This window comes from Streptomyces sp. CY-1 (assembly GCF_047218265.1).
In the GTDB taxonomy this organism is placed as follows: Bacteria; Actinomycetota; Actinomycetes; order Streptomycetales; family Streptomycetaceae; genus Streptomyces; species Streptomyces niphimycinicus.
Genome location: NZ_CP178393.1, coordinates 10,145,743 through 10,160,435, shown reverse-complemented (window position 1 = coordinate 10,160,435; position 14,693 = coordinate 10,145,743). Strand labels below are relative to the sequence as shown.

The window sequence follows — 14,693 nt, the reverse complement described above, 5'->3', positions numbered from 1 at the left end:
CCGCATCGGCGAACCGCACCCGCCTCCCGCAAATTCGACACCCAATAACCCGCGTCCAGAACGGAAGCCTCCTCCCGCCCACCGGTCACCGTCGAATAGAACGCCACCTCATCCGCCCCCACCAACAACCGACGAACACCACCCAGAACCTCATCCAGCTCATCGCGGATCTCCTCCACCTGAGGACCATGCGAGGCATAATCCACCTCAATCAACCGCGCACGCTCCCCCCGCCTCCTGACACGCCGCGACAACCGCGGCCACCCGCTGAGGCGGACCCGAAACCACCGTCGACGAAGGCCCGTTGACGGCCGCCACCCCCACACCACCGGCCTGATCGCCCAGGCCCGAGAGCAACGCACCCGCCCGCTCTTCACCCACACCGAGCGATGCCATCGCACCACCACCGGCCAACCGCCGCAACGCCTTACTCCGCAGCGCCACCACCTTCGCGCCATCCTCCAACGACAGCGCACCCGCCCACCACAGCCGCCGCGATCTCACCCTGGCTATGACCCACCACCGCCGCAGGACGCACGCCATGTCCGGCCCACACCGCCGCCAACGACACCATCACCGCCCACAACACCGGCTGCACCACATCCACCCGCCCCAGATCCGCCGCACCCTCCACCCCCCGCAACACATCCGCCAGCGACCAGTCCACGAACGGCGCCAACGCCCGCTCACACTCCCCCACCCGCGCCGCGAACACCGGCGACACACCCAGCAACTCCGCACCCATCCCCACCCACTGCGAACCCTGACCCGGGAAAACCAGCACCGGACCCACATCACCCACCAACGCAGCAACACCCGACTGCACCACACCCGGATGCGACACACCCCCCGCCAACGCCTCCACAGCGGCCAACAGCTCGGCGCGGTCACCGCCCACCACCACCGCCCGATGCTCAAACACCGACCGCGTCGTGACCAACGACCACCCCACATCCACAGACGACGACCCCGAATCCCCACCCACCCGCTCAACCAGAGCGCCAGCCTGCCCCCGCAACGCCTCCGCACTACGCCCCGACACCACCCACGGCACCACCCCACCCACACCAGAGGCATCTGCCCCCACCTGCGGCGCAACCTCCTCGGGCCCCTGCTCCACGATCACATGCGCATTGGTGCCGCTGATCCCGAACGCGGAGACACCGGCCCGGCGCGGCCGCTCGTTGCTCGGCCACTCCACCGGCTCGGTGAGCAGCCGCACCGCGCCGCCGGACCAGTCCGCGTGTGGGGTCGGCTCATCGACGTACAGCGTGGCGGGCAGCAGTTCATGGCGCAGTGCCATCACCATCTTGATCACACCGGCCACACCCGCCGCACCTTGCGTATGGCCGATGTTGGACTTCAGCGAGCCGAGCCAGAGCGGCCGGTCCTCCGGGCGGTCCTGGCCATACGCGGCGAGCAGCGCCTCCGCTTCGATCGGGTCGCCGAGTGTGGTGCCCGTGCCATGTGCCTCCACCGCGTCCACCTCGGCGGAGGAAAGCTGGGCGTTGACCAGTGCCTGGCGGATCACCCGCTGCTGGGATGGGCCGTTGGGCGCGGTCAGCCCGTTGGACGCGCCGTCCTGGTTGATGGCCGAGCCCCGGATCACGGCGAGCACCTGGTGGCCGTTGCGCCGTGCGTCGGAGAGCCGTTCCAGCAGCAGGAGCCCGACGCCCTCCGAGAAGCCGGTGCCGTCGGCGGCGGCCGCGAAGGGCTTGCAGCGGCCGTCGGGGGCGAGGCCGCGCTGGCGGGAGAATTCCACAAAGGTGTTCGGGGTGGTCATCACGGTCACGCCACCGGCCAGGGCCAGGGTGCATTCGCCCTGCCGCAGCGCCTGGCAGGCGAGATGCATCGCGACCAGCGAGGACGAGCAGGCGGTGTCCACCGTCACCGCGGGTCCCTCCAGGCCGAGGGTGAAGGCCACCCGGCCGGAGACGACGCTCAGGGTGTTTCCGGTGAGCAGATATCCTTCCGCGCTCTTTTCGATCTGCGGGGTGCCGAAGCCGAGAATACCTGCGCCCGCGTAGACCCCGGTGGGGGTGCCCTTCAGCGAGGTGGGGTCGATTCCGGCACGTTCGAGCAACTCCCAGGAGACTTCGAGCAGTTGGCGCTGCTGGGGTTCGGCCGCCAGGGCCTCGCGCGGGCTGATGCCGAAGAAGGCGGCGTCGAAGCCGTCGGCCCGGTCCAGGAATCCGCCGTGGCGGACGTAGCTGGTGCCGGAGTGGTCGGGGTCCGGGTGGTAGAGGGCCTCGGGACGCCAGCCGCGGTTGGTCGGAAACTCCCCGATCGCGTCCCCGCGCGAGGCGACCAGCTCCCACAGGTCCTCGGGCGAGGCGATCCCGCCGGGGAACCGGCAGGCCATGCTCACGATGGCCACCGGCTCCTGTGCCCGGTCCTCCATCTCGCGAAGCCGCCGACGTGTCTGCCCCAGATCGGCCGTGACCTTCTTGAGGTACTGGCGGAGCTTCTCTTCGGTACCCGACATCAGTTCCGCTCCTCCATCAGGGCAGTTCACGGTCAATGAGCTCGAACATCTCGTCGTCAGAGGCGGCTTCGAGGGCATCGAAGTCGGTCGCGTCGGCGGGGGCGCCGGACCCGCCGCCGTTCCATGTCGCCAGCAAAGCGGCCAGCCGTTTGGCGATCCGCTGCCGGCCTTCGTCGTCCGTGACGAGGGTGGCCAAGGTGGTGTCCAGCCTGGCCAGCTCGCCCAGGACCGGGTCGACGGCGTCCCGGCCCGGCGTGGCTCCATCGCCGGGTGCGAGCCGTTCCAGCAGGTAGTCGGCGAGCACGGCCGCTTCCGGATAGTCGAAGACGAGGGCGGCGGGCAGCCGCAGACCGGTGGCGGCGGCGAGCCGGTTGCGCAGTTCGACGGCGGTCAGGGAGTCGAAGCCCAGCTCCTTGAAGCTGGCCTCGGCCCGCACGGCGTCCACATCGGCGTGTCCGAGGACCGTGGCGGCGTGGCCTCGGACCAGGTTGAGCACGAGTCGGTGCCGTTCGGCCGTGGACAGGCCGGCGAGCCGGGCGCCCCAGTCGACCTGGCGGCCTTCCCCGGCCGCCGCCGCGGTGCGCCGTCCGGTGCCGCCACCGCCACCGCCCGTGGCGGCCAGGGCGCGCAGCGTGGCGGGCGGGCTGTCGGCGGGCAGCCCGGCGAGGGTGCGGGTGTCCACATGGGCGGCGACCAGATGGGCACCGCCGTGCTGGACGGCCGCGTCGAGCAGGGCCAGGCCGTGCCGGGTGCTCAGGGCGGCGACACCGGTACGGGACATCCGGGCCAGATCCGCCTCGGCCAGGTGTCCGGTCATCCCGCTGGCGTCGGCCCACAGGCCCCAGGCGATCGACACTCCGGGCAGTCCGGCGGCCCGGCGGTGGGCGGCGAGTGCGTCGCAAAAGGCGTTGGCCGCCGCGTAGTTGGCCTGTCCGGGGCTGCCGAGTGTGCCCGCGGCGGAGGAGAAGAGGACGAACATGCCGAGCCGCAGATGGGCCGTCGCCGTGTGCAACTGGGCCGCGGCCGTGGCCTTGGCCGTCCAGACCCGCGCCAGCCGTTCGGGGGTCTGTGAGGTCACCACCGCGTCGTCCAGCACACCGGTGGCGTGGATGACTCCGGTCAGCGGATGCTCGGGGTCGACGCTCGCCACCAGCTCCGCCACCGCCGTGGCGTCGGTGACATCCGCCGCCGCGAGGCGCACCCGCGCGCCCAGCTCCGCCAGCCGGGCGGCCAGGTCGCGGGCTCCCGGAGCGTCCGGCCCGCGCCTGCTCACCAGCAGCAGATTGCCGATCCCCCAGGTGCGGACGAGGTGTTCGGCGACCAGCGCGCCCAGTGTGCCGGTGCCGCCGGTGATCAGCACCGTGCCGTCCGGGTCGACCGCGGCGGGTACGTCGAGCACCAGCTTGCCGGTGTGCCGGGCCTGGCTCAGTTGCCGTAGCGCGTCCCTTGCGCGGCTGAGCGGCCAGGGGCGTACGGGGGCGGGCCGCAGCACTCCGGCCGCGAACAGCTCGCTCAGTTCGCCCAGCATCTCCCCGATACGGTCCGGCCCGGCGTCGGGGACCAGGTCGAAGGCGCGGTAGCGGACGCCCGGATGCGTGGCCGCGAGGTATTGCGGATCACGGGTGTCGGTCTTGCCCATCTCGGAGAGCCGTCCGCCGTCGGCCAGCAGCCGCAGGGAAGCGTCGACATACGGTCCGGCGAGGCTGTTGAGCACCACATCGACGCCACGCCCGCCGGTGGCCTCGCGGAACACCCCCTCGAAGTCCAGGTCGCGCGAGGAGGCGCGATGGGCCTGGTCGATGCCCATCTCCTCGAGCACCCCGTGCTTGCCGGGGCCGGCCGTTGCATAGACCTCGGCGCCCAAGTGGCGGGCGATCTGCACGGCCGCCATGCCGACGCCACCGGTCGCGGCGTGGATCAGCACCGTTTCGCCGTCCCGCAGCCCGGCCAGGTCCACCAGCCCGTACCAGGCGGTGAGGAACACCACCGGTACGGCGGCGGCCTGCCGGAAGCTCCAGCCGTCGGGGATAGGCACGACCATGCGCGCGTCCGCGACCGCCCAGGGGCCGAACGCGCCCTCGAACAGGCCCATGACCCGGTCGCCCACCGCGAGCCCGGTCACCTCCGCGCCGATGTCCACGACGATGCCCGCGCCCTCGCTGCCGCGGAACACCCCGCCTCCGGGGTACATCCCGACGACGATCAGCGCATCGCGGAAGTTCATGCCCGCCGCGTGCACCGCGATCCTGACCTCTCCCGGCCCGAGCGGCTCCAGCGCCTCGGGGCACGGCACGGGTGTCACATTGTCCACGGTGGACGCGCCCCGCACGGCGAGTCGCCAAGCGGGCTCTCCCACCGGGCCCACCAGGCCACCGCTGCCGGGGCCGCCCGCGCGGATCAGACGGGGCACCCACACCCGGCCGGAGCCCACCGCCACCTGCGGTTCGTCCAGCGCGACGGCCCTCAGCACACCATCCAGCACCGCAGCGCCGATCTCGTCGGCGTCGGGCGCGCCGTGCGGATCGCGGTCGAGCAGGATGAACCGCTCCGGGTTCTCCGCCTGTGCGCTGCGCAGCAGCCCCCACACCGCGGCACCGGCCGCGTCCACGGCCCCGGCGTCGGAGTCCTCCGCCACCGGGCCACCGGCCGCGACGGCGCCGCGTGTCACCAGGACCAAACGGCTCTCGGCCAGCCGGGGTTCGGCCAGCCACCCCCGCAGCAGCTCCAGGGTCCGCCGCACGGCCGCCAGGGCATCGGCTTCGGTGGCCCCGATGTCCGCGGCCGTCGTCGAGTCCGGTACGGCGGTCAGCGCCACCGAGGGCGCGGGTGTTCCGGCGTCGAGCGCCGCGACCAGCGACTCCAGGTCCGGGTGACGGACCACGCCGGGTGGGGTCCACTCCGCGCCCAGCGCCACCCAGCCGCCATCCCCGGCCACCGGCTCGGGCAGCCCCGTGTCGGTGCCGGGCGCCGCCTCGGGGAGCGGGATCCAGTCGAGGGTGAACAGCCCGTCCACGGCGCCTCGGCCCGCGGTCCGCAACTGATCCTTACGGGCGGGGCGCAGCACCAGCGAGTCGACGGTCAGGACCGGGTCGCCGACGGCGTCGGCCACGGTCAGCCGCAGCGTCCGCTCGCCGTCCGTGCCCTGCTCACGCGGGGACAGCCGGACGCGTACGGTGGTCGCTCCGGCGGCCCACAGCGACACCCCGTTCCAGGTGAACGGCAGCCATACGTGGCCGGTGTCGCGCTGCTGCCCGGCCCCGGCGGTGAGCATGCCCGCCGGGTGCAGCGCGGCGTCCAGCAGCGCCGGGTGGATGCCGAATCCGGCCCGGTCGCCCGCCGCTTCGGGGAGCGCCACCTCGGCCAGCACATCCGCGCCATCGCGCCACAGCTTCCGTACGCCCTGGAAGGCGGGCCCGTATCCGTATCCGGCGGCCTCGGCGCGCTCGTAGAAGCCGTCCGTGTCCACCGGCTCCGCGCCCGCCGGGGGCCAAACCCCGTTGGGCCGTGGCGCCGGTTCGCCGTGCGGGCCGAGCACGCCGACCGCGTGGCACACCCAGACCGGATCCGTGGTGGTTTCGGCGTCGCGGTCGGGCCGGGAGTACACCCGTACGTCGCGGCGGCCGTCGGCGGCGGCCTCGCCCACCACCACCTGGACGCGCAGCCCGCCGGTGTCGGGGAGGACGAGCGGGACTTGCAGGGCGAGTTCCTCGACCGTGCCGCAGCCCGCCTCGTCGGCGGCCCGCAGCGCCCATTCGACCTGGGCCGCACCCGGCACCAGCCGGGCGCCCGCCACCACGTGTTCGCCGAGCCAGCTATCGCCGCCACCGGCCGTCAGCCGTCCGGTGAGCAGATGGGTGCTGCCGTCGGCGAGTTCCACGGCCGCGCCGAGCAGCGGGTGATCGGCGGAGACCAGGCCGAGGTCGGCGGGATCGCCGCCCCGGTTGGCGGTGCCTTCGAGCCAGTAGCGCTCGCGCTGGAAGGCGTAGGTGGGCAGCGGCACCGTACGGGGCGCGGGGTCGGCGGGGAACAGGGTGGTCCAGTCGACCTCGGCCCCCGTGGTGAACGCCTGGGCGAGCGAGCGCACCAACTGGGCGAGGTCGCCGTGGTCCCGGCGCAGGGTCGGTACGGTGGCGGCGGGAACGCCCGCCTCCTCGAAGCTCTCCTGCATGCCGACCGTGAGGACGGGGTGGGTGCTGGCCTCGATGAATACCCGGTGGCCATCGGCCAGCAGCGCCCGCACCGCCTCGGCGAACCGCACCCGCTCCCGTAGATTCCGCACCCAATAGCCCGTGTCCAGGACGGAGGCATCGGCCCGGCCACCGGTCACCGTGGAGTAGAACACCACGCCGGACCCGGACCCGCCGACCGGCTCAACTCCCCCGAGCAGCTCGGTGAGTTCCTCGGCGATCTCGTCGACCTGGGGGCTGTGCGAGGCATAGTCCACCTCGATCGTCCGGGCCCGCTCGCCCGCCTCCCGGCAGGCGGCCACGGTGGCGGCCACCTGCTCCGGCGGCCCGGACACCACAGTGGAGGCGGGGCCGTTCACGGCGGCCACGACCACGGCGGCGGCGCGGTCGCCGAGCCCGGACAGCAGCTCCGTGGCCTGTTCCTCACCCACGCCGAGGGAGGCCATGGCTCCGCCGCCGGCCAGTTGGCGCAGCGCGCGGCTGCGCAGGGCCACGATCCGGGCGCCGTCGGCCACGGTGAGCGCCCCGGCCACGCAGGCGGCGGCGATCTCGCCCTGGCTGTGGCCCACGACGGCGGCGGGCCGCACTCCGTGGCCCGCCCATACGGCGGCCAGGGACACCATCACCGCCCACAGGACGGGCTGCACCACATCCACCCGGCTGAGATCGCCCGCGCCGTCCACACCGCGCAGCACGTCGGTGAGCGACCAGTCGACGTGGGGTGCGAGCGCTCGTTCGCACTCCGCCACCCGGGCGGCGAACACCGGGGACGCGTCCAGCAGTCCGGCACCCATCCCGATCCACTGCGAGCCCTGCCCGGGGAAGACCAGCACCGGGCCCGCGCCCCCCGTGGCGGCGGCCGTGCCCGTGTGCACCACGCCCGGGTGGGTCTCGTCGGCCGCCAACGCCTGTACAGCCGCGGTCAGTTCGGCGCGGCTCTCGCCGACCACCACGGCGCGGTGGTCGAAGAGGGTGCGGGAGCGGATGAGCGACCAGCCCACCTCGACGGGCGAGGCCGTGGGGTCGGTCGCGAGTTGTGCGGCCAGCGCCCTCGCCTGGTCCCGCAGCGCCTCGGCGCCCCGCGCGGACAGCACCCAGGGCACCACCCGGGGGCCGTCGGGCGCGGACTCGCGCTCGGTGTGTCGGACCTGCTCGGGGGCCTGTTCGAGGATCACATGGGCGTTGGTGCCGCTGATGCCGAAGGAGGAGACACCCGCGCGCCGGGGCCGCTCGGCCCGTGGCCACTCGACGGCCTCGGTCAGCAGCCGCACTCCGTCCTCGTCCCATTCCACATGCGGGCTGGGTGCGTCGATGTGGAGGGAGGCGGGCAACCGGCCGTGGCGCATCGCCATCACCATCTTGATCACACCCGCCACGCCCGCGGCGGCCTGCGTGTGCCCGATGTTGGACTTGATGGAACCGAGCCACAGCGGACGTCCCTCCGGCCGCTCCTGCCCGTACGTGGCCAGCAGCGCCTGGGCCTCGATGGGGTCGCCGAGCGTGGTGCCCGTGCCATGGGCTTCCACCACATCGACGTCCGCCGGGGAGAGGCGTGCGGTGGCCAGGGCCTGGCGGATCACCCGCTGCTGGGACGGCCCGTTGGGCGCGGTCAGACCGTTGGAGGCGCCGTCCTGGTTGACGGCCGACCCACGGATCACCGCCAGCACCTCACGGCCGTTGCGGCGCGCGTCCGACAGCCGCTCCAGGACGAGCAGGCCGATGCCCTCGCCCCAGCCGGTGCCGTCGGCCGCCGCGGCGAACGGCTTGCAGCGGCCGTCCGGGGCCAGTCCGCGCTGCCGCGAGAACTCCACGAAGGTGTTCGGTGTGGCCATCACGGTCACCCCGCCGGCCAGGGCCAGGGTGCATTCCCCCTGCCGCAGGGCCTGTGCCGCGAAATGCATGGCCACCAGCGACGAGGAACACGCCGTGTCCACCGTCACCGCGGGCCCCTCCAGGCCGAAGGTGAACGCCACCCGGCCGGAGGCGATGCTCGGTGTGCTGCCGGTCATCAGCCGGCCCTCGACGCCCTCCGGGGTGCGGCCCAGGAAGCGGCTGCCGTAGTCGTCGTACATGACCCCGGTGATCATCGCGCTGCGGCTGCCCCGCAGGCTCACCGGGTCGATGCCCGCGCTCTCGAACGCCTGCCACGCGGTCTCCAGGAGCAGCCGCTGCTGGGGGTCGGTGGCCAGCGCCTCGCGGGGAGAGATCCCGAAGAACTCGGCGTCGAACCGCGGGGCCTCGTAGAGGAATCCGCCCTCACGGGCGTAGCTGGTGCCGGTGTGGTCCGGGTCCGGGTCGAAGAGGCCCGCGAGGTCCCAGCCGCGGTCCGAGGGGAACTCCCCGATCGCGTCCACGCCCTCGGCCACCAGCCGCCACAGCTCCTCGGGGGAGCCGACGCCGCCCGGATAGCGGCAGGCCATGCCGACGATGGCGATCGGGTCGTCGTCGGCCGCCACGAGAGTGGCCGTGGGCGGGAGCGGGGTATCGGCCGCGCTCCCGACCAGCCGCCCGCGCAGGAAGCGCACCAGGGCGTCGGGGGTCGGGTAGTCGAAGATGACGGTGGCCGGGATCCGGGTGCCGGTGGCCGCGTTGAGGCGGTTGCGCAGGTCCAGCGCGGTCAGCGAGTCGAAGCCGAGGTCCTGGAAGGCCCTGCCCAGTTCGATGGCCTCCGGCGCGGGGTGGGCCAGCACGGTGGCGACCTGGTCGCGTACCAGCTCTCCGATGAGCCGGTCCTGTTCCTCGGTGGACAGCCCGGCGAGCCGCCCGGACAAGGATGCCGTCCCGGTGTTCCGCGCGGCCTTTGCCGGGACGTGCACCAGCCGCCGTAGCAAGGGCGGAAGTGGTCCGGCGGCGGCCCGGGTGCGCAGCGCCGCGAGGTCGAAGCGCGCGGGGACGAGGGTGGGGTGGTCGGTGGTGAGCGCCGTGTCGAGCAGCGTGAGCGCCTGCTCGTTGGAGACGGGGGCGATCCCGGAGCGGGCCATCCGGGCGAGGTCGGCGTCGTCCAGGTGGCCGGTCATGCCACCGGCGGACGCCAGCAGCCCCCAGGCCAGCGTATGGGCCGTCCGCCCCTCGGCGCGGCGGTGCTCGGCGAGGGCGTTGAGGAACATGTTGGCCGCGGCGTAGTTGGCCTGGCCGCCGTTGCCCATGATGGAGGCGGCGGAGGAGAACATCACGAACGCGGCCGGATCCATGTCCCGGGTCAGCCGGTGCAGATGCCATGCCGCGTCCAGCTTCGGGGCCAGTACGGCGTCGAGTTGCTCGGGCGTCATGGCGGTGACCACTCCGTCGTCGAGCACCCCCGCGGCATGGACGACGGCCGTCAGCGGATGCGCCGCGGGGAGGGTGGCGAGCAGCGCGGCCAGCGCCTCTGGGTCGGCGGCGTCACACGCGGCGATGCTCACGTCCGCAGCGCCCAGCGCGGTCAGTTCGTCCGCGAAGGCGTCGATGTCCTCCGTGATGCCCCCGCGCCGGCTGACCAGCAGCAGATGGCGGACGCCGTGTGCGGTGACCAGATGCCGGGCGACCAGCCGGCCCAGCGCTCCGGTGCCACCGGTGATCAGCGCCGTGCCGTCCGGGTCGAGGGCGCGGGGCGTGGTGTCCTGTTGGGGGGCGCGGGGCGGGGTGTCCTGTTCGGGGCGGACCGTGACCAGACGGGGCACATGGGCCGTTCCGGCCCGTACCGCCACCTCGGATTCGGCACCGGCGACCACGGCCGGAAGGGCGGTGCGCAGGACATCGCGCGACGCGGTGTCGTCGTCCAGATCGAGCAGCAGGATGCGTTCCGGGTGCTCGGCCTGGGCGGCGCGGACCAGGCCCCATACGGGCGCGGTGGCCAGGTCGGCGGGCCCGTCCCCGGGGCCGGTGGCGACCGCGCCACGGGTGGCGATGACCAGCCGGGCCCCGCTGAACCGCTCGTCGGTCAGCCAGGTGCGCAGCGCGCCGAGGACGTGGTGGACCGCCGCGCGTACACGGGCGGGCGTCTCGTCCGGGGGTGGTGCGGTGTCCGGTGCGCCGGGGCATGCGAGGACGACGATGTCGGGGGTGGACTGTCCGCCGTCGAGGGCGGCCCGCAGGGCGGCCAGGTCCGGATAGGCCGGGAGGTCCGGGCCCGGACTTCGGGATCCGACCATCGCCCAACTCGCCGTGGGCGGGTCCGAGTCGGCGGAGACCGGATACGGCTGCCAGTCCAGGCGGTACAGCGGGGTGTCGGCCGTGGTGGCGCGGGCGGAGCGCCAGCGGTCGGCGGAGACCTCCCGCAGCCCGAGGGTGTCGATGGTGGCCACGGGCGCGCCGTGGTCGTCGGTCAGCCGCAGCGTGATGGTGTCCGGGGCGGTGGGGGTGATGCGCACGCGCAGCCGGGTGGCGCCGGTGGCGAAGAGCCGTACCCCGCTGAAGGAGAACGGCAGTCTGACGGTGCCCTCCGCGCCGTCCGGCGTGTGGTCGCCGCCGAACAGCTCTTCCACCGGGTGCAGGGCGCTGTCGAGCAGGGCGGGGTGCAGTCCGTAGCCGTCGGCCTCGCCGCGCTGTTCCGGGGCCAGACGTACCTCGGCGAACATCTCCTCGCCGAGCCGCCATGCGGTGTGCAGGCCGCGGAAGGCGGGCCCGTAGGTGTAGCCCTGCGCGGTCAGCCGCTCGTACAGGTCCGCCACGTCGACCGGGGCGGCCCCGGCGGGTGGCCAGGCCGTGGCCGAAGGTTCGTCGTCGGGCGGTGGCGTGACCTGGTCGGCCAGTACGCCGGTGGCGTGGTGGCGCCAGGCGGCCGGGGCGTCCAGGGCGTCGCCGCCCTCGTCGGCGGGGCGGGAGACGATGGTGACGGTCCGCCGTCCGGTCTCGTCGGGTGCGGTGACGGCGAGCTGGATCCGTACCGCGCCGGAGGCGGGCAGGATCAGCGGGGTCTCCAGGGTGAGGTCGTCGAGCAGTTCGCAGCCGGTGTGCGCGGCGGCGAGGAGGGCCAGCTCCAGCAGGGCCGTACCGGGCAGGGGCACGCTGCCCCCGATGGTGTGGTCGGCGAGCCAGGCGTGGGTGTGCGGGGACAGCCTGCCCGTGAGCAGCAGCCCGCCGTCGGGTGTCTCCACGGCGGCCTGGAGCAGGGGATGACCGGTCGGGCCGAGGCCGACGGCGCGTACGTCGGCGGTGGCGTTCGGGACGGGCCGCCAGTACCGCTGCCGCTGGAACCGGTAGGTGGGCAGGTCGACACGGACCGCGTCCTTGGGGAGGGCGGCGGCGAAGTCGACCGTGGCGCCGTCGATGTGCGTCAGGGCGAGCGCGGTCAGCAGCGTACCGGGCTCGTCGCGGCCCGGGCGCAGGGCGGTGGCGAACACGGGGGCGGTGTCAGGAGTGGCGGGGCTGTCGGGCGCGTCGGAGGCATCGGCGGTGGAGGCCGCGGCGGCCAGGGCGTCCTGGGCCATGGTAGTGAGGACGGCGTCCGGGCCGAGTTCGAGGTAGCGCGTCACGCCTTCGCCGTGCAGGGTGCGCAGACCGTCGTGGAACCTTACGGGCGCGCTGACGTGGCGTACCCAGTACTCGGGGTCGCGGAGCTGCTCGGGGTCGGCCGGCCGGCCGGTGACGTTGGAGATCACCGGGATGCGCGGGGCGTGGTAGCTGAGCCGCCGCGCCACGTCGCGGAAGTCGTCGAGCATCGGATGGAGCAGGGGCGAGTGGAAGGCATGGCTGACACGGAGTCGCTTGGTGCGGTGCCCCTGCTCCTTCAGGGTGCGGGCGATCTCGTCGACGTCTTGCGCGGCTCCGGATACGACCACCGAGGTGGGGCCGTTGACCGCGGCGAGCGCCACGCGGTCCTCGCGACCGGTGAGCAGGGGGAGGACCTGTTCCTCGGTGGCTTCGACGGCTGCCATGGCGCCGCCGGACGGCAGCGCCTGCATCAGCCGGCCGCGGGCGGCCACCAGCTCGCAGGCGTCGGGGAGGGACAGCACGCCCGCCACATGGGCGGCCACCAGTTCGCCGACGGAGTGGCCGGTGAGGAACGACGGGGTGAGGCCGAACGACTCGACGAGCCGGAAGAGCGCGGTCTCCAGGGCGAAGAGGGCCGCCTGGGTCACACCGGTGCCGTGCAGCGCCCGCGCCTGGTCGGTGTCCTCGGCCGCGAAGAGGGTGTCGCGCAGCGGGTGGCCGAGCAGCGGGTCCAGATGGGCGCAGGCGTCGTCGAGGGCGGTGGCGAACACATCGAAGGTCCGGTACAGCTCACGGCCCATACCGGGCCGTTGGCTGCCCTGCCCGGTGAACATGAAGGCGGTGCCGCCGGGGCGGGCCGACGTGGTGGCCCGGGTCAGCCCGGGGTGGCTCCGGCCCTCGGCCAGGGCCCGGACGGCGGCCAGCAGTTCGTCGCGGTCCTCGCCGATGGCCACGGCCCGGTGTTCGAAGGCCGAGCGGGTCCGGGCGAGCGACCAGCCCACATCGGCCACGGGCAGCCCGGGGTGGGCGGTGAGATGTGCGGCGAGTGCCTCGGCCTGGTCGCGTAATGCCTGGTCGGTGCGGGCGGACACCACCCACGGCACCACCCACGGCACCACGCGGCCGACCGGTGCCGCGGTGGCCACGGCGGTCGGGCCGGGGGTCCGATCCGGAGCGGAGGGCTCGTCGGCGGGGGGCTGTTCGAGCAGCAGATGGGCGTTGGTCCCGGAGATGCCGAAGGAGGACACCGCCGCCCGGCGGGGCCGCTCGCCGCGCGGCCAGTCGACGGCTTCGGTGAGCAGGCGCACGGCGCCGGTGTCCCAGGCGACATGGGGCGTGGGCTGGTCGACGTGCAACGTGGCGGGCAGCGTCTCCTGCCGCATCGCCATGATCATCTTGATGACGCCGGCCACGCCCGCGGCGCCCTGGGTGTGCCCGATGTTGGACTTGACCGAGCCCAGCCACAGCGGCCGGTCCTCGGACCGGTCCCGGCCATAGGCGGTGAGCAGCGCATGCGCTTCGATGGGATCGCCGAGGCGGGTTCCGGTGCCATGGGCCTCCACCACGTCCACCTCGGCCGGGGACAGCCGTGCGTTCGCCAACGCCTGGAGGATGACGCGCTGTTGGGAGGGACCGTTGGGCGCGGTCAGGCCGTTTGAGGCGCCGTCCTGGTTGATGGCCGAGCCCCGGATCACCGCGAGCACCTGATGGCCGTTGCGGCGCGCGTCGGACAGCCGCTCCAGCAGCACCAGGCCGACGCCCTCGGAGAAGGCGGTGCCGTCGGCGTCGGCGGAGAACGCCTTGCACCGGCCGTCGGGAGCCAGCCCGCGCTGCCGGGAGAACTCGGTGAAGACGTTCGGGATGGCCATCACCGTCACCCCGCCGGCCAGGGCCAGGGTGCATTCGCCCTGCCGCAGCGCCTGACCGGCCAGATGCATCGACACCAGCGAGGACGAGCACGCGGTGTCCACCGTGACCGCGGGTCCCTCCAGACCGAGGGTGTACGCCACCCGGCCGGAGAGCACACTGGGCGCGTTGCCCGTGACCAGATAGCCCTCGGCGCTCTTCTCGATGTGCGGGGTGCCGAAGCCGGGAAGCGCGGTCCCGGCGTACACCCCCGTCGAGCTGCCCTTCAGCGAGAGCGGGTCGATTCCGGCGCGTTCGAGCAGCTCCCAGGCCACCTCCAGCAGCAGCCGCTGCTGCGGGTCGATGGCCAGCGCCTCGCGCGGGCTGATCCCGAAGAACTCGGGGTCGAACCGGTCGGCGTCGTAGAGGAAACCGCCCTCGCGGGCATGGCTGGTGCCGGGGCGGTCCGGGTCCGGGTGGAAGAGTCCCTCCAGGTCCCAGCCGCGGTCGGCCGGAAACTCCCCCATGGCGTGCGCGCCGGAGGCGAGAAGCCGCCACAGCTTCTCGGGCGAGTCGGCCCCGCCCGGGTAGCGGCAGGCCATGCCGACCACGGCCACCGGCTCCTGGGAGCGGTCCTCCAACTCGCGCAGCCGCTGACGCGTTTCGTGCAGATCGCCTGCCACTCGCCTCAGATAGTCGACCAGCTTCTCTTCATTAGCGTGCGTCACAGAGGGTCACCCGGCCTTCAGCGAAGGGCGCGCCAC

At 73.7% G+C, this 14,693-nt stretch carries 3 protein-coding genes and 1 pseudogene; all 4 read right to left on the bottom strand.

The annotated features are described in order from the left end of the window. Positions 1-80 precede the first annotated feature (80 nt). Positions 81-197 (bottom strand): annotated as a pseudogene (locus ACK1X7_RS43530) (hypothetical protein); the annotation flags it as partial. 10 nt (positions 198-207) lie between these two features. Further along, positions 208-543: an acyltransferase domain-containing protein gene (locus tag ACK1X7_RS43525; protein WP_413116573.1), complete on the bottom strand. Its 336-nt coding sequence runs from the start codon at positions 541-543 to the stop codon at positions 208-210. Then, complete coding sequence (locus ACK1X7_RS43520; protein ID WP_413116572.1) at positions 428-2,485, bottom strand: type I polyketide synthase; 2,058 nt, start codon at positions 2,483-2,485, stop codon at positions 428-430. The genes ACK1X7_RS43525 and ACK1X7_RS43520 overlap by 116 nt, the downstream gene beginning before the upstream one ends. Positions 2,486-2,501: 16 nt before the next feature. Further along, the gene (locus tag ACK1X7_RS43515) at positions 2,502-14,657 is read right to left on the bottom strand and encodes an SDR family NAD(P)-dependent oxidoreductase (RefSeq protein ID WP_413116571.1); all 12,156 of its coding nucleotides are present in this window, start codon (positions 14,655-14,657) and stop codon (positions 2,502-2,504) included. Between the last annotated feature and the right edge of the window lie 36 nt (positions 14,658-14,693).

Excerpts from the sequence above, each read along its gene's own strand:
- ACK1X7_RS43525 (WP_413116573.1), bottom strand. The coding sequence starts at position 543 with ATGGCGTGCGTCCTGCGGCGGTGGTGGGTCATAGCCAGGGTGAGATCG.
- ACK1X7_RS43520 (WP_413116572.1), bottom strand. The coding sequence starts at position 2,485 with ATGTCGGGTACCGAAGAGAAGCTCCGCCAGTACCTCAAGAAGGTCACG.